The sequence below is a fragment of the Thalassospira sp. ABD4_177 genome, assembly GCF_056160125.1.
In genome coordinates this window covers 877983-893933 of sequence record NZ_JBSWWO010000001.1, presented here as the reverse complement: position 1 = coordinate 893933, position 15951 = coordinate 877983, and the positions used below count along the sequence as shown (strand labels likewise).

Below are 15951 nucleotides of genomic sequence, written 5' to 3'. Positions count from 1 at the left end.
AACATGCTTGAACAAACCAATAAAATTACAACCTGCACACTCTGTACGCGCATGTGACAAAACTGATATAGTCTTTATATTAAATACGCGTCCCAGACCTAAAGTCCCCACGATATCGCTCCTTCAGGTTCCCCGGAATGCCTCAGCAAGAACAATACCGACAGCGGTCGTATGCCCTGTCGCGTGAAACGCTGGAATTACTAAATGAATTGGGTTTGAGTGCAAACCCGATCAATTTCGCTGTGTTCTTTGCCTATGTTGAAAAATCCAATGACGATCTGGTTGCCCTGATTGATATCCTGTGCAGCAACCAGCGTGCGCTTGATGATCTGAAGTGCCACGAGCTCTATCAACGCTTCATCGAACCGGGCCGGGCCGAGCTTCTGCGCGAAACCATATCAAGTGATCTGCACCAACAGGTTTCCAACCTTCTGCGTCGCCTGTCTGACGGGAAAGATCAGATCAGTGCGGCTGAACTTCGCGCGGCGGCCAACGATCTTCTTGGTGTTGCCGACCTTTCTGATGCCCAAAGCACGAAAGAAGGCAACAAGGACACCAGTCAGGACCCGGCCGAAGTGACCCAGCTGCTTCTTGATCTTGAAGAAATGAAGCGCGAAGCCCACACCGACGGGCTGACGGGGATTGCCAATCGCAAGGCGTTTGATGAAAGCCTGCGCGATGCCGCCATGGCAACGATGGAAGGTGGCGAGTGCCTGAGTATTCTTTTGATCGATATTGACCACTTCAAACGGATCAATGATACCCACGGCCATCAGGCCGGGGATCAGGTCATCCGCACCCTGGCCAAGACGCTGCAGCAAAATGTCAAAGGACGCGACACCACCGCGCGATATGGTGGCGAGGAATTCGCAGTCATCCTTCCGGCCACGACCCTGTCAGATGCCATGCGGGTGGCGGAAAATATCCGCGCATCCATTGAGGTGCTGCATCTCAAAAGCATCAATCGCAACGAAGACCTTGGGCGTATTACTGCCTCCATCGGGGTTGCGACCTATCAGCTGGGTGAGCCCCTGACCCGCGTGATCGAACGCGCCGACCAGGCATTGTATCTTGCCAAGGAAAGCGGCCGAAACTCTGTGATGAACCAGAACGATCTGCTTCATCAACCGATCGTACGCGCGGAAAGTGCCTAGGCACAGTGGCAGTCGCCAAGCCACTTCTCAACCACACGGAAACTTGTTCAAAATCCCGGTCTACTGCTGACCTATATCAAACCGTTAGCTTATTCTCTTGCATAGGATAATGCCGCAACTTTCAGCGACATAATTCTACTGCAGGAAATTGATGACCGCGCACGGGCTTAATCACAAAACAGCACAAACCTATACCGAGTCTGCCCTTAAATTGATGGCGGAGCTCGGCGTGATGTCACACCCGGACAATTTCCAGATTTTCTTTACCTATGTCGCGAAAACCAATTTCGATCTGTGCCGCACCATCGATATCCTGCGCAGCAATCATCGCGAATTTGATGAGGCGCAATGTGAAGAACTCCATACCCGGTTCTTCAGCGACAAGCGCGAGAACGAAATCATCGAACGCATTTCCAACGATTTGCGCGAACAGTTGGGCAGTATCCTTGATACGGTTCACAAGGTCGGCGTCGACACCCGGAAATACAACAAAGCGCTGGATCATTTCTGTTCCTATGTCGGGGACAAAAACCGCGATCTCAGCAATCTTGAGCAAGCGCTTCATACCCTGCTTGGCGCCACCCGCGAGATGGAAGGTGTCAACCGCACCCTTGAAAACCGGTTGACCAACAGCTCATGCGAAATCACCCGTCTGCGCGAGCATATGGAAGACCTCAAACGTGAAGCCCTGACCGATGGCCTGACCGGTATCGCCAACCGCAAGGCTTTTGACATGCAACTGCGCGAAGGCATGATGCACGCGATGGAGGATGGCCAACCGCTCAGCCTTTTGTTGCTTGATATCGATCACTTCAAGAAGTTCAACGACACCTATGGCCACCAGATCGGTGATCAGGTGATCCGACTGATGGCCGAATCCCTCACACGCAATGTCAAAGGCCAGGACACCGCAGCCCGTTATGGCGGCGAGGAATTTGCCATCATCCTGCCCAGCACATCTCTTGGCAACGCCGTGCTGTTTGGTAATCAGTTGCGCCATTACATCGAAAGCCACAAGGTCGTGTCCAAAAGCGGCAAGACCATGATTGGCAAGGTGACGGCATCTATCGGGGTTGCCGAATTCCGCCCCGGTGAACCGATCGCCAAACTGATCGAACGCGCCGACATGGCGCTGTATTTCGCCAAGGAAAACGGACGCAATCAGGTCGCCAGCGAGAATCAGGTTTTGGGCAACGATAGCCCTGCGCAAACCCGCAAAGGCATGGCGGCCCAATAGGGAATTGCGCTGCTGGCACTGACAACACGGTCATTTCCACGTATAAGCAGGTCCGAAACTCAAATGAATGGATCTGACGGGCTTGAAAAAGATTGATGTTCTTGTCATCGGGGCGGGTGCAGCCGGCCTGATGTGTGCGATTGAAGCAGGTAAACGCGGGCGGTCCGTCGTGGTGGTGGATCATTGTGCCAAGCCGGCGCAGAAAATCCGTATTTCCGGCGGTGGGCGTTGCAACTTCACCAATATCCACACGAGCCCGGAAAACTTCATCTCCGAGAACAAGCGTTTCTGTGTATCCGCGCTCAAGCGTTATACGCAGCATGACTTCCTTGATCTGGTGAATCGCTACAACATCGCTTGGCATGAAAAAACGCTGGGCCAGCTGTTCTGCGATGAATCGTCGTTTCAGATCATCGACATGTTGCTTGATGAATGTGACGCCGCCGATGTGACGATCAAGCTCAATACCGAGATTTCCAACATCATGAAGCGCGACGATGGCGGCTTTGACGTCACCACGCGCACCGGCGCACAATGGACTTGTGAATCACTTGTCGTGGCTTGCGGCGGCTTATCAATCCCCAAGATCGGAGCGACCGGTTTCGGCTATCAGATTGCGCGGCAGTTCGGCATCAATGTCATTCAGACCCGTGCCGCCCTTGTCCCGTTCGTGTTTGATCCGGATTTGCGCGCCCGCACCGGGGAGCTTTCCGGCATCTCGGTTGATGCAATTGTGCAATGCAACAAAATGCAGTTCCGCGAAGGATTGTTGTTCACCCATCGCGGTCTTTCCGGGCCATCGATCTTGCAGATTTCGTCTTACTGGAATGAGGGTGATGCCATCACCGTCAACCTGAACCCGGAAGAAGATGCCTTTGATCTTTTGAAATCTGCCAAGGGTGAAAACCCGAAACAGGCCGTACATACGGTTCTGTCACGCATTCTGCCCAACCGGCTTGCCCAGATGATTGCATCCACCCACGGTCTGGATCGGCCGATTGGCGAAACCGGTGACAAGGCGCTGCGCAAACTTGCCATGGACGTCAATCAATGGGCCCTGACACCCAGCGGCACCGAAGGATATCGCACGGCCGAGGTCACGATTGGCGGGGTGGATACCAATGCCCTGTCATCGAAGACGATGGAAGCCCGCGACGTGTCCGGTCTTTATTTCATCGGTGAAGTGGTCGATGTCACCGGCCATCTTGGCGGCTTCAATTTCCAATGGGCGTGGTCGTCGGGCTGGTCCGCCGGACAGGTCGTTTAACCCCCGTTCAGATCCTTGTTCCGTATGCCGTTTTTGGTAAACCGGGAACAAGTTAGGCATCCAACCGTTTGAGTTGTAAGCGCGGTGCAAATACCGCTGCAACAAATGTGAGGTTGGAACATGTTGGAATATGGTGGAATTCTTGGACTTCTCGTCCTGATTGCCGATATCTGGGCAATCGTGAACATTATGGGTAGCGGTGCAAGCACCGGCTCAAAAGTCCTGTGGACTGTGCTTGTTGTTGTTCTGCCGGTCCTTGGTCTGATTATCTGGTTCTTTGCCGGACCGCGCAGTGGCCGCGTGACCGCATAAAACCGGACATCAATCATTCCCTCAATGACAAAAAAGCCGACAGGAAACTGTCGGCTTTTTTGTTTGTTTAAACGCCTGCAGCAAAAATGACAGCGGCCCCGATACCAATCAGTGCGCCGCGCACCAGGACTGAGCGCGGGGCGATCAGCCCATAGGAAATTGCGGTCAATCCAAGTGCCACCTTAAGCCCGGCGACAATCGCCCAAAGCGGATCACTGGCAAGCTCGATCAGGGTTCTGTTGGCGATCATGGCAAGCGGCACGATATAAAGCCCGATGCCAAGTGCCATGGCAGTGCCGGCAACCTTGAGCCAGTTTTCCTCGACCATGCCAGCGGCGATAAACACCGCCCCGCATACCGGCGGGGTGATGGTCGACAGCAGCGCAAACCAGAAAACGAACAAATGCGCCTGAAGCGGCTCAAGCCCCAACTCAATCAGGGCGGGGCCCGCCACCGAGACGCAAATGACATAAGCCGCCGTGGTTGGCACTTCCATGCCAAGGATCAGACAGGCAAGGGCTGTTAGAAGAAGGGCCGGCCACAACATGCCGCCCGAGCCCGAGATCAGAAGCGAGGTAATCTTGACACCAAGCCCGGTCAGGCCCAGCACCCCGATCACGATCGACGCGCACAAAATGATCGACCCGATCATCGCCACCTGACGCCCGGCATTCAGACACACATCGGTAAACCGTTGCTTGCTGCGCGCAAGATCAACCGTGAGATCCGCATCCAGCAGCAGCAACACCGCCCCGGCCAAAAGCGCCAGACAAGCAGCATATTGCGGCGTAAACCCACCGCCAAACATGCCCCAGAGCAGGATGGTAAAAGGTACCAGGAAAAAGCCCGAAGTAATCAGGACTGCGCGCATGTTCGGGCGGTCTTCCTTGGGCACACCGGGCAGATCAAACCGCATGGCAAAGGCATTGATGCCAACCCAGACGGCCAGGAAATAAAGAATGGCCGGCAACATGGCCGCAACCATGATCTCGACATAGGGTTTGCCGGTCAGCTCCACCATGACAAAGGCGCCGGCCCCCATCAGTGGTGGCATGATCTGACCACCGCTTGATGCCACGGCCTCAACCGCCGCAGCAAGACGTTTGGGATAGCCAAGCTTGGTCATGGCCGGCAGGGTAATTGCCCCCGTCGAGGCAACATTGGCCGACGCCGACCCCGAGATCGAGCCAAACAGCGCCGATGACACCACCGACACCTTGGCTGCCCCGCCCTTGAGCCGTCCGGCAGCAGCCCCGGCCACATTCATGAAGCCCTGACCGGCTTCGCCACCATTCAGAACCGCACCAAAAATCACAAAGATCGCAACGATATTGACTGACACCCCGGTCAAGCTGCCCCAAAGACCGCCTTCGGCAATGGTGAGGGTCCCCAGCATGCTTTCAATCGGAAGCCCCGCATGCCCGAACTCGCCCGGGACATGTTGACCAAACAGCGCATAAAGAAGCGCAATCGCCGCCACTGTCGGCAAGGGCCAGCCAATCGCGCGCCGTGCCATTTCAAGCACGATCAACAGCAACGCACCCGCCAGAACGATCTGACTGTTGCCCATCAGAAAACCATACTGATCGCCAAGCGCCTGATGGTTGGCAACGATCCAGCCACATCCGATGAGACCGATAATGGTCAGAAAGATGCCCGAGATTTTCTGGGCACGGGTTTTGGCAACAAAGATCAGCGCCCAGGGCAAGGCCAGCGCCATATGGATCGGGCGGCTGACAAGATTGGGCACCAATCCAGAAAAGATCAGCCACAGGTGAAAGGCAATCGAAACGGCGCCAAGGGCGATCCAGAAGGGGCGAGTGGAGGCTGACATGTTGTAAATGGCTTGCTTGATAAGAAACGGCCCGGCAGTTCTGCCGGGCCTTGAACAAGTGATCGGATCAGCGATCAGCGCTGATCATCGCGGACGTTAAAGCCGACTTCGTCATAATAACGCAGCGCACCGGCATGCATTTTGCCATTGATGTTGGCCAGCATTTCCGGGGTAACACCATTCCACCAGGACGAGCTTTCACCCATTTTTGCCTTCTGCTCCCAGAAGGTTTTGGTGAGTTCATAGGCAGTATCGGCATCCATCTGGGTGGTGGCAAAAGCCACAACCGAAAGCGATGCGGTAGTGATGTCCGCATCCTGACCGTTATAGGTCCCCGCCGGAATAACGGTCTTGTCGCGCTTGGTTTGGGCAAGCTGATCATCGGAAAGCGAAAGAACATTCACATCGGTGCCCGCCGCAGCCTCGATCACGTTCGGCGCCGGCCATGAACCAGCCGTCACGAAACCATCAATTTGACCGTTTTTAAGCGCAGCAACAGCATTCGACAGTTCGGCGTCTGCCAGATCGACCTTGCCTTCAAGACCAAACAGTTTGAGGTACTTTTCCCCTTCACGCGCCCCAAATGAGCCCTTGCCCAGCAGAACGGTTTTGCCTTCAAGGTCGGCAAAGCTGGTCGCACCGGAATCAGCACGCATGACGAAATGCATGGTCAGCGACGGGATCGGGAACAGGGCGCGGACGTCGGCAAACTTTTCAGTCGGACGGCCATCGAACGGGCCTTTGCCCTTCTGAGCCAGCCCAACCAGACCGGGCGGGGAGGTAAAGACATAATTGCCTGGACGCACCATGGCTTCCATGACGTTCTGAACCGAGCCTTGGCTTTCCTCGACCGTGACGATGATGTCGCCATCGGTACCGGTTTTCATCGCCTCGGCGAACTGGGCAGCCATCTGGTAATAGGATGATGCGGCCTTGGCTGATTTCAGGGTGACACGGGTTTCGGCCTGCGCGGCATTTGCCACGGACAGCGCCATCATACCGGCGGCAATCACGCCGAGTGTGCGGATAATTTTCAAGGTTTCCTCCCCTTGTATGGTGGGTTCATCGTCTGGCTTGAACGCCGTTTATGGCCGATGAACCAAAAGTCTGGTGGCGAGACGCAAAAACCAACCCCGTTTCAAAAGGATTTTGGCAAAATGCGCCTGATTTCGGACCATAGAAAGCATCAATCCCCCAAAGGTCAAGCAGCTTGTGCGATTTTCAACAATCAAAGCGGAATTCGGCGCTGAATGTGCGCCTTTTGCACATGGCAGTTGCGCAAAGCCGGCACTATGCGCGCATGCCAAGCAGGCATAAAGGAAGCCAACAAATTTGACGGGAACTTATTGTCCGTCACGGTGTTAAGACACAGATGCACTGGCAGACTTTTGTGCCAATGGTTTGATCCATTGGCTTGCGAGGATTGACAGGTTTCACCCCCTTGCCGCAGGGTGCCCGCCCTGACGAACTTAATATGAGGAAACCATGCCGCGTTCGCCGGTCGCCCTGATCATTGCATTGTCTGCGACATTGTTTGCTGCCTTTGCCCTGAACAGTGGTTCATCCCTCCAATCGTCCTTGCTGGCACTGCGTGCCTCGGCCGAGGGATTTGCACCGGTCTATACCGGTATCATTATGGCTTCCTATTATATCGGGTTCGTCGCCGGTATCATCTGGGGTGCCAGCCTTGTGAACCGGGTTGGCCACATCCGGACCTTTGCCGCACTGGCATCCACCGGTTCGGCCATCACGCTGTTGCACGCGGTATTTGTCGATCCGATTACCTGGTCGCTGTTTCGCGCAATGACCGGCCTGTGCCTTTCGGGTTTGTATCTGGTCGTTGAAAGCTGGCTGAACGCACAAGCTGACAACACATCACGCGGCAGCACCATTGCGATTTACATGACCGTATCGCTTGGTGGTCTGGCAATTGGTCAGTTGTTGCTGAATGGCGCGCCCGTCAGCAGCTTTGAGCTGTTTACCGTGGCGTCTGTTTTGCTGTCTCTGTCACTTGTTCCGCTGGCGCTCACCCGTCAGCCACCACCATCGGCGGTCAGCGGGGAACGCATGACGTTCCGTCGTCTTTATAAAATCTCGCCGCTTGGCTTTGTCGCGGCATCGGGTGCCGGGGTGCTTTCGGGCGCGGTTTATGGTGTCGGTCCGGTTTTTGCCGCCGACCTTGGCCTTGCGACCAATGATGTCGCCTATTTCATGTTCTTTGTCATTCTGGGCGGCATGATCATGCAGTTCCCGATCGGCAAGCTTTCCGACAGTGTGCCGCGCCAATATGTCATGATCGCGGTTCTGGTCGGTTTGATGCTGTGCGGTCTTTTCCCGCTGATCGCGCCCGATCTTGTGCGTGACAATCTCTCGGTCTGGGGCGGGATCACAGGCGTATTTATCATGCCGGTTTACGGGCTGGCCGTGGCCTATGTGAATGACTATCTTGAACCCGAGGATATCGTGCCGGCATCCGGCGGCCTTTTGATCATTTATGGCGGGTCGGCTGCGAGTGGTCCGCTTCTGGGATCAAGTGCGATTGGCTATTTCGGGCCATGGGCACTGCCGGTTCTGTTTTCCATTATTGGTGTTTCGGTCGCAAGCTTTGCGATGTATCGCGCAGGCTTTGGCCGTCGTATCTCGATCGAGGAACAGGGTCAGTTCGTTGCCGTCCCGCGTACAACGCCCATGGCGTTTGAGCTGTCTCCGATTACCGACGATATCGCCACCGAAGACGATGGTGATGAAAGCACTGCGGACGAAGACTCAGAAACAAAACCGTTCGATCCGCACGATCTGGAAGACGCCCTGAGCCCCGATGGCACCGCACATCCGGACGATATCGGACAGGTTCCACCGGCCGATACCGACACAGAAAATGATGCAACTGACAGCGATGAAGCGGGCGCGGATAGCGACAAGAAAAGCTAAGTCGACCCCGTTCGGCACCCACCGGGCGGGCTTCCATAATACGGAAAACATCCCGTAAATTTGAAACAGGCTGTGGACCGACCCCGGCTTCAACCCATATGTTGTGGACCAAATGATTGGCGGGTTGGCATTGCCACGCATGTTATGATTGTCGGCTCAGACCCTTTATCGCCCGCAACAGTTCCAAGTCTGGTGAGAGAAAACATGACCCAACGCATCCAAGAAGGTGGCCTTCAGATTGCAAAAGTTCTGCATGATCTGGTGGCCAACGAAGTCATTCCGGGAACAGGGATCAGTTCCGATCAGTTCTGGGCATCCTTTGAAAAACTCGTCACCGAACTTGGACCGCGCAACAAGGCGCTGCTGGCAAAGCGCGACGAATTGCAGACCAAGATCGACGAATGGCACCTGTCGCGTCAGGACCAGCCGCGGGATCCGGCGGCCTATAAGGAATTTCTGACCGAGATCGGCTATCTTCTGCCCGAAGGTGATGACTTTTATATCACCACCACCCATGTCGATCCGGAAGTCGGCCGGGTTGCGGGTCCGCAGCTTGTCGTGCCGGTGATGAATGCGCGTTATGCCCTGAATGCCGCCAATGCGCGTTGGGGCAGCCTTTATGATGCGCTGTATGGCACCGACGTCATCGACGAGGAAGACGGCAAGGAAAAGACCAAGGAATTCAATCCAAAGCGTGGCGCAGCCGTTGTTGCCTATGCCGCCGAATTCCTCGATGAAGCCGCCCCGCTTGCAACCGGCAAACATGCCGATGCCACGAAATACGAAGTCCGCGAAGACGGATCAGGCTGGTGGACACTGGTTGTGACCCTTTCGGATGGCAGCGAAACCGCACTTGAATTGCCGTCGCAGTTCATCGGTTACAACGAAAAGGATGGCAAGCTTTCCGATATCCTGCTGCGCCGTCACAGCCTGCATGTTGAAATCCATATCGATCCGACCCACCCGATCGGCAAGGAACATGCTGCAAGTGTGTGCGACGTGATCATGGAATCCGCCGTCAGTACCATTCAGGACTGCGAAGATTCGATCGCAGCCGTTGATGCCGATGACAAGGCCATTGCCTATCGCAACTGGCTTGGCCTGATGAAGGGCACGCTTGAGGAAAAGTTTGAAAAGGGTGGCAAGACGATCACGCGTCGCCTTAACCCGGACCGCACCTATAAGGGTGTGGACGGGCATGAAGTTGTCCTGCCGGGCCGCAGCCTAATGCTCATTCGTAATGTTGGTCATCTGATGACCACCGATGCGGTGCTTGATGCCAATGGCAACGAAGTCCCGGAAGGCTTCCTTGATGCCATGGTCACCAGCCTGATCGCCAAACATGATGTGATCGGCAACAATGAACTTTCGAATTCACGCAATGGCAGCGTCTATATCGTGAAGCCGAAAATGCACGGCCCCGAAGAGGTCGAGCTGACCAACGATCTGTTTGGCTTTGTTGAACAGGCGATTGATCTGCCTGAGCACACGCTTAAGGTCGGTATCATGGATGAGGAACGCCGCACGACGGTGAACCTCAAGGAATGCATCCGTGCCGCAAAAGACCGCGTGGTCTTCATCAATACCGGCTTCCTTGATCGTACCGGCGATGAAATCCACACCAGCATGGAAGCTGGCCCGATGGTCCGCAAGGAAGCGATGAAGGATCAATACTGGATCGCTGCCTATGAAAACTGGAACGTCGATATCGGGCTTGAATGCGGTATGAAAGGCGTTGCCCAGATCGGTAAAGGCATGTGGGCCAAACCGGACCGCATGGCCGAAATGATGGAAGCCAAGATCGGACATCCGAAGGCCGGTGCAAAATGTGCCTGGGTTCCGTCGCCGACGGCGGCCACCCTGCATGCCATCCACTATCATCAGGTTGATGTTCGCGCTGTTCAGGACGAGATCGGCAAACGCGAACGCGCAAGCCTTGATGACATTCTGGCGATCCCGCGTCTGGGTGACATCAAACCGATGCCAAGCGAAATCCAGGAAGAGCTTGATAACAATGCCCAGGGCATTCTGGGCTATGTCGTGCGCTGGATCGATAGCGGCATTGGCTGTTCGAAGGTGCCTGACATCAATGATGTCGGCCTGATGGAAGACCGTGCGACGCTGCGTATTTCAAGCCAGCATATTGCCAACTGGCTCCATCATGGCCTGTGCAGCGAAGAACAGGTGATGGAAACCATGAAGCGCATGGCCGCCGTCGTCGACAAACAGAATGCCGGCGACCCGACCTATCGCAACATGGCCCCGAACTTTGATGACAGCATCGCATTTGCAGCGGCCTGTGATCTGGTCTTCAAAGGGCGTGAGCAACCGAACGGTTACACCGAACCGGTTCTGCATGCGCGCCGGCGCGAAGCCAAGGCAAAATACGGCGCCTGATCGCGATACCGGACTCCAGATCAGACCAAAAACAAAAGCCGCCCGATCCATTCGGGCGGCTTTTATGTTGCAGACAATACTGCAGCATAAAGTGCAGCATTTTTTGCCGGGATCAACTGCCCAGCGTCATGATTTCGTAGCCCTTATCGGTGACAACAAGGGTGTGTTCGTACTGCACGGTTGCATCACCGGTATCGGCATACAGCGTCCAGCCATCTTCGCTATCAAGTGCCCATTTCGCGCCAAGTGACAGGAACGGTTCGATGGTAATGACCTGCCCTTTCTTGAGCGCCCGGCGTTCCTTGGGATCGTCCCATGTCGGGATGGTGTGGGGATGTTCGTGCAGCGACTTGCCAATGCCATGGCTGGCAAGATTACGGATCAGAGTATAACCGCCCTTACGGGCAAAGTTTTCGATCTTAAGCCCGATTTCGCGGATCGGGGCCTTGTCGCGCACGACCTTGATGCCCGTCCACATCGCCTTTTTGCCGTCTTCACACAGCTTGGCGATTTCGGGTTTCGCCGTGCCGCAAATAAAGCTGGCACCGGTATCGGAGAAATATCCATCAAGTGATGCCGACACATCGATATTGACCAGATCCCCATCGGCAAGAACCTGATCCCCGGGAATGCCGTGGGCGACGGCCTCATTGACACTGATGCAGGTCGCACCGGGGAATTTATATTCGCTTTCAGGGGCGGAAATCGCCCCGGCATCTTCAAGAACCTTGCGTCCGATCTCGTCAAGTTCGGCAGTCGTGATCCCGGGAACGGCGGCCGCCCCCATGACATCACGCGCACGGGCACAAATGCGCCCGATCTTGCGCAGCTGTTCGAGTTCTCTTTCTGATGAAATTGTCATGGAATGCTTATTGCGATGCACCGAAGCAAAGTCAAGAAAACCCCTGTGCCGTGACAAACCGTTTCACAAGAAACGACGGCCACTGGTGATGGCCGTCGCAATGCATTGAGGTTTCAATCCGATCAAGCGTGATCAGATATCAAAGAACACGGTTTCGTTTTCGCCCTGTAGCACGATGTCAAAGCGATAGACCGGAACCGGCCCACTGTCATCGCGGCTTGCGATCAGGGTTTTGCGACGTTCATGCTGCTCGATCAGGTTCAGCACCGGGTCCGTCGCATTTTTATCGGCTTCATCGGCGAAATACATCCGGGTGTTCAGACCGATATTGATCCCGCGCGCCACGATCCAGAAATTGATATGCGGTGCCATATCGCGATTGTTGCGCCCCGAAACCACGCCCGGCTTGATGGTTTCAAACCGATAGACAGCGGTATCAAAATCGGTTCCGGTCCGACCCCAACCGCGAAAATCTTCATCGACCTTGCCGGATTTCTGGCGATCAAGTTCGTGATTGTAGCGCCCGTCCGCATTGGCCTGCCAGATTTCAAGCAGCGCATCACGAAGCGGCGTACCCGTGCCATCAATCACCCGGCCTTCGATAATGATCCGTTCCCCACGGGTGTTCTCATCGGCCAGTATGTTGGTGAAATTGTTTTCAAAGATGTCAAAACCGGCCTGCTTGGGAATGAGCCCGATATGAACATACGGGCCCGCCGTCTGGGAGGCTGTTTCTTTGAGATAATCAAGGTTCTGAACCATGGATCAGTTTCCTTCCAGACGGTTTTCAAACAGGGTCGAACGACGGCCGCGCAAAACGATGTCGAACTTGTAGGCAATGGTATCGAGCGGCACCGAGCCATTCAGGTCAATCGGCGCAATCAGGCGGTTGATTGCATCTTCGTCCGGGATGACATGGACAATCGGGCATTCCTTGATCAGCGGATCGCCTTCGAAATACATTTGGGTGATCAGGCGCTGGGCAAAGCCGGACCCGAAGACCGAGAAATGGATATGGGCCGGACGCCAGCTATTGACGTAGTTACGCCATGGATAGGGGCCCGGCTTGATGGTGCGGAAGAAGTAGTAGCCATTTTCATCACTCAGCGCGCGGCCACACCCGCCGAAGTTCGGATCAATCGGCGCCAGATAGGTATCTTTCTTGTGGCGATAGCGCCCACCGGCATTGGCCTGCCAGAATTCAACCAGTGTATTGGGCACCGGGCGGTTGTTTTCATCAAGAACCCGCCCATGAACGATGATGCGCTCGCCAATTGGATCGCCATCCTTGGCATAGTTGCGGATCAGATCGTTATCAAGCGGCCCCAATTCGTTCTGCCCGAACACAGGACCGGTGACTTCGGACAAGGACCCTTGCAGCGACAGCAGCGACTGGCGCGGTGAACGCGCGACCGATGTCTTGTAGATCGGCGTATAACCAGCGGGCTGAAGCGTTCTGTCACGCTGATAGAATTCCATGATGTTTCCTCCGCAGATGATGCTCCGGACAGTTGAATGTCCGCGTTAAGACCATCCTGCGCGGCCGATTGCATAAAATAAATGCATCATTTATCATGTAATTCATGAGCAACTTTGATCATTTGGAACTGGACGGCCATGCGCTGCGTCTGTTTCTGGCCGTTCTCGAAGAAGGGTCAGTTACGGCTGCGGCCGAACGGCTGGGTGTTACGCAATCTGCGGTCAGTCACAACCTGACCAAATTGCGCCGCATCATGCGCGACCCGCTTTTCACCAAATCCGGGCGCGGGATTGTGGCGACCGCACATGCGCAAAACCTGGCGGAACAGGCGCGGTTTCTTCTGGATCAGATGCAGGCCTTTGCCAGTGGTGCGGATTTCGAACCCGACGGCGCATCGATGACGCTGACGATTGCCGCCAACGATCTGCAGCGTGATCTTTTGCTGCCGACCCTGTTTCATAATCTTGAAGGTGCGCTTGCCAACATCCGCATGACGGTGGTGCCGTCCCTTTTGCCGGGGCCGGCCTTGCTGCGCGAGAATCACTGTGATCTTCTGATTTCACCCCGCCCACCCGAAGGGATCGATATCGTGCAAAAGCGCCTTCTGACCGATCACTACATGGTGTTTTATGATCCGGATATGCGGGATACCCCGCAAAGCGCGGATGATTATCTTGCCGCACGCCATATCACGGTGCGCTATGGCAATAACCGTACGCTTGAATTTGATGACATGCTTGAAAGTCAGGGCGTTGATCGCAACATCGTTTTGCGGGTGCCGAACTTTACCGCCATTGCCGAATTCCTGCGCGGAAGCAATATGATCGCAACCTTGCCCAGTCTTTTGCACAAGCATGCCCTGCGCGATTTTGCGCGTGCACCAATGCCGGTCACCGGTCTGAAGGACCGCACGCTTGATCTGCCGATTTTCATGTGCTGGCACCAACGTTATCAGCATGATCCATCGCATCGCTGGTTGCGCGAACAGCTTGAAGATGTTGTCGCAACCCGATTGCGTATGCCAACCAAAGAACCCGTTTCGCAAACTTAGGGGGCAGGCCCCGCAAAGGACACAATGACGATTACAGAAATCATCTATTGGCTTGAATTGGCCGGGGTTGCTGTTTTTGCGATTACCGGCGCACTTGAGGCATCCCGTCGTCAGATGGACATCATGGGGTTCGTTTTGATCGCGACCTTTACCGGGATCGGCGGCGGCACGGTGCGTGATGTCATCACAGGGGCAACACCGGTCTTCTGGATCCGTGACATCACCTGGCTTGTGAGCTGTATCAGCGCTGCAATCCTGACATACTTCACCGCCCATCTGGTGGAGCGGCGCTATGTCGCCTTGCTGTGGCTCGATGCGCTGGGGCTTGCGATGTTTGGCGTCACCGGGGCGGCCATTGGCCTTAATCTTGGCGTGTCACCCTTGGTGGCCGTCATTCTGGGGATGATCACCGCAACCTTTGGCGGGATGGTGCGCGATGTGGTGTGTAATGAAATACCGCTGATCCTGCGGCCAGAGATTTATATTACCTGTGCACTCGTCGGTGCCGGAATTTATGTCATCGGCACCACAATCCTTGGATTGCCGCGCGGGCCGATTGCCGTCATCGGCTTTTTTGCCGCCTTCACGATGCGGGCAAGTGCGATCAAGTTTGGTCTGCGTTTCCCGGTCTACAAGGCCCGACCGGGTCGGGAGTACTAGGGGGCTTTCGACCACATAAAGCCTACTCAACGATCAACTGCACCCGGTCGCTGGAAAAGGCGGTGATCCCGTATTCAATCGGCACACCTGCGGAATCGACATCGACACTTTCGGTCGAAATCACCGGACGGTTGCGCGCCTGCTTGAGCAGGTTGGCAACCCTTGATGACGGCAGGGTGGCAGAGATACGCGTGGTTTTGCGACTATAATCATGAATCCCGAAGCGCTTGAAGGCCTCGGTGAGCGACTTGGTCTCGACAAATATTTCGACAATGCCGTCAAAGCGGGCAGCCGGCAGATAACTTGTCGCCACCGCCAGCGGCACACCATCGGCCTCTGACACAGAGAACAGCTCAATCACCCGTGTGCCCGGTTTGACATCAAGGAATTGCGCAACGGCTGCACTGGCTTTTAGCACCTCGGACGATACCAGACGCTTGTCGGGCAAACGATGCCGGCCCGATACAATCTGCGAAAAGCGGGTTTTCGAACCCAGCGGGTAATCCAGGATCTGTTCCTGCACAAAGGCCCCGCGCCCCTGCTCGACCCGGACAACATTGGAATCGACAAGTGCGGCCATCGCACGGCGCACCGTATGGCGGTTCACGCCAAAGCGCCGAACCAGTTCCATCTCGGTCGGCATCTTGTCACCGGGCGCGAAAACCCCGTCGGCAATATCAGTCAGAAGCTGCTTTTCTATTTGCTTCCAGATAGATAGACCCGGTTCCCAATCCATTAAATTCCCCGTTCATAAAACTTTCACCGC

General features: G+C 55.3%; 14 protein-coding genes. 8 read left to right on the top strand and 6 right to left on the bottom strand.

Translation table 11 applies throughout. From position 1 onward, the window contains the following. Window positions 1-137: 137 nt before the first annotated feature. The 4 genes from ACXAF0_RS04110 (at window position 138) to ACXAF0_RS04095 (ending at window position 3970) form a co-directional block, all read left to right on the top strand. Window positions 138-1154 (top strand): GGDEF domain-containing protein, encoded by a 1017-nt coding sequence (locus tag ACXAF0_RS04110; RefSeq protein WP_475344012.1) that lies wholly within the window; start codon window positions 138-140, stop codon window positions 1152-1154. Window positions 1155-1305: 151 nt separating this feature from the next. After that, window positions 1306-2391 (top strand): GGDEF domain-containing protein, encoded by a 1086-nt coding sequence (locus ACXAF0_RS04105; RefSeq protein WP_475344011.1) that lies wholly within the window; start codon window positions 1306-1308, stop codon window positions 2389-2391. Between the two features lie 67 nt (window positions 2392-2458). After that, entirely contained in the window at window positions 2459-3658 is a 1200-nt protein-coding gene (locus ACXAF0_RS04100) for a BaiN/RdsA family NAD(P)/FAD-dependent oxidoreductase (RefSeq protein WP_475344008.1), read from the top strand. A 120-nt stretch (window positions 3659-3778) separates the two neighbouring features. After that, window positions 3779-3970 (top strand): PLDc N-terminal domain-containing protein, encoded by a 192-nt coding sequence (locus tag ACXAF0_RS04095; protein WP_475344005.1) that lies wholly within the window; start codon window positions 3779-3781, stop codon window positions 3968-3970. 67 nt (window positions 3971-4037) lie between these two features. Here the strand turns inward: ACXAF0_RS04095 and ACXAF0_RS04090 are convergent, their stop codons facing one another. Next, on the bottom strand, window positions 4038-5804 hold the full coding sequence (locus ACXAF0_RS04090) for a TRAP transporter permease (protein ID WP_475344004.1): 1767 nt from the start codon (window positions 5802-5804) through the stop codon (window positions 4038-4040). A gap of 74 nt (window positions 5805-5878) precedes the next feature. Continuing rightward, on the bottom strand, window positions 5879-6841 hold the full coding sequence (locus tag ACXAF0_RS04085) for a TAXI family TRAP transporter solute-binding subunit (RefSeq protein WP_475344003.1): 963 nt from the start codon (window positions 6839-6841) through the stop codon (window positions 5879-5881). 448 nt (window positions 6842-7289) lie between these two features. On the opposite strand from ACXAF0_RS04085, the gene ACXAF0_RS04080 reads away from it, so the two are divergent. Then, window positions 7290-8735, top strand: coding sequence for an MFS transporter (locus ACXAF0_RS04080; protein WP_475344002.1), 1446 nt, complete (start codon window positions 7290-7292; stop codon window positions 8733-8735). A 204-nt stretch (window positions 8736-8939) separates the two neighbouring features. Then, window positions 8940-11132 carry a malate synthase G gene (locus ACXAF0_RS04075; protein WP_475344001.1) on the top strand — a complete coding sequence of 731 codons (2193 nt, stop codon included), beginning with the start codon at window positions 8940-8942 and terminating at the stop codon, window positions 11130-11132. Window positions 11133-11244: 112 nt separating this feature from the next. Here ACXAF0_RS04075 and map read toward each other — a convergent pair whose 3' ends face one another. The 3 genes from map to pcaH all read right to left on the bottom strand — a co-directional run bounded on the left by map (window position 11245) and on the right by pcaH (window position 13473). Further along, on the bottom strand, window positions 11245-11994 hold the full coding sequence (map, locus tag ACXAF0_RS04070) for a type I methionyl aminopeptidase (protein WP_475343998.1): 750 nt from the start codon (window positions 11992-11994) through the stop codon (window positions 11245-11247). Between the two features lie 132 nt (window positions 11995-12126). Beyond that, window positions 12127-12756, bottom strand: a complete 630-nt coding sequence (gene pcaG / locus ACXAF0_RS04065) for a protocatechuate 3,4-dioxygenase subunit alpha (protein ID WP_475343995.1) — start codon at window positions 12754-12756, stop codon at window positions 12127-12129. Between the two features lie 3 nt (window positions 12757-12759). Beyond that, window positions 12760-13473, bottom strand: a complete 714-nt coding sequence (pcaH, locus tag ACXAF0_RS04060; protein WP_475343992.1) for a protocatechuate 3,4-dioxygenase subunit beta — start codon at window positions 13471-13473, stop codon at window positions 12760-12762. A gap of 104 nt (window positions 13474-13577) precedes the next feature. Here pcaH and ACXAF0_RS04055 point away from each other — a divergent pair, with 104 nt between their 5' ends. Further along, a complete protein-coding gene (locus ACXAF0_RS04055) occupies window positions 13578-14525 on the top strand; it encodes a LysR family transcriptional regulator (protein WP_475343990.1) in 948 nt (315 codons plus the stop codon). A gap of 24 nt (window positions 14526-14549) precedes the next feature. Beyond that, complete coding sequence (locus ACXAF0_RS04050) at window positions 14550-15185, top strand: trimeric intracellular cation channel family protein (protein ID WP_475343989.1); 636 nt, start codon at window positions 14550-14552, stop codon at window positions 15183-15185. Window positions 15186-15207: 22 nt separating this feature from the next. On the opposite strand, the gene phnF is transcribed toward ACXAF0_RS04050, so the two are convergent. Beyond that, window positions 15208-15921, bottom strand: coding sequence for a phosphonate metabolism transcriptional regulator PhnF (gene phnF, locus ACXAF0_RS04045; RefSeq protein WP_475343988.1), 714 nt, complete (start codon window positions 15919-15921; stop codon window positions 15208-15210). Between the last annotated feature and the right edge of the window lie 30 nt (window positions 15922-15951).

Excerpts from the sequence above, each read along its gene's own strand:
- pcaG (WP_475343995.1), bottom strand. The coding sequence starts at position 12,756 with ATGGTTCAGAACCTTGATTATCTCAAAGAAACAGCCTCCCAGACGGCG.
- ACXAF0_RS04095 (WP_475344005.1), top strand. The coding sequence starts at position 3,779 with ATGTTGGAATATGGTGGAATTCTTGGACTTCTCGTCCTGATTGCCGAT.
- ACXAF0_RS04105 (WP_475344011.1), top strand. The coding sequence starts at position 1,306 with ATGACCGCGCACGGGCTTAATCACAAAACAGCACAAACCTATACCGAG.
- ACXAF0_RS04110 (WP_475344012.1), top strand. The coding sequence starts at position 138 with ATGCCTCAGCAAGAACAATACCGACAGCGGTCGTATGCCCTGTCGCGT.
- pcaH (WP_475343992.1), bottom strand. The coding sequence starts at position 13,473 with ATGGAATTCTATCAGCGTGACAGAACGCTTCAGCCCGCTGGTTATACG.
- ACXAF0_RS04080 (WP_475344002.1), top strand. The coding sequence starts at position 7,290 with ATGCCGCGTTCGCCGGTCGCCCTGATCATTGCATTGTCTGCGACATTG.
- ACXAF0_RS04075 (WP_475344001.1), top strand. The coding sequence starts at position 8,940 with ATGACCCAACGCATCCAAGAAGGTGGCCTTCAGATTGCAAAAGTTCTG.
- ACXAF0_RS04055 (WP_475343990.1), top strand. The coding sequence starts at position 13,578 with ATGAGCAACTTTGATCATTTGGAACTGGACGGCCATGCGCTGCGTCTG.
- ACXAF0_RS04100 (WP_475344008.1), top strand. The coding sequence starts at position 2,459 with ATGGATCTGACGGGCTTGAAAAAGATTGATGTTCTTGTCATCGGGGCG.
- ACXAF0_RS04050 (WP_475343989.1), top strand. The coding sequence starts at position 14,550 with ATGACGATTACAGAAATCATCTATTGGCTTGAATTGGCCGGGGTTGCT.
- map (WP_475343998.1), bottom strand. The coding sequence starts at position 11,994 with ATGACAATTTCATCAGAAAGAGAACTCGAACAGCTGCGCAAGATCGGG.
- ACXAF0_RS04090 (WP_475344004.1), bottom strand. The coding sequence starts at position 5,804 with ATGTCAGCCTCCACTCGCCCCTTCTGGATCGCCCTTGGCGCCGTTTCG.
- phnF (WP_475343988.1), bottom strand. The coding sequence starts at position 15,921 with ATGGATTGGGAACCGGGTCTATCTATCTGGAAGCAAATAGAAAAGCAG.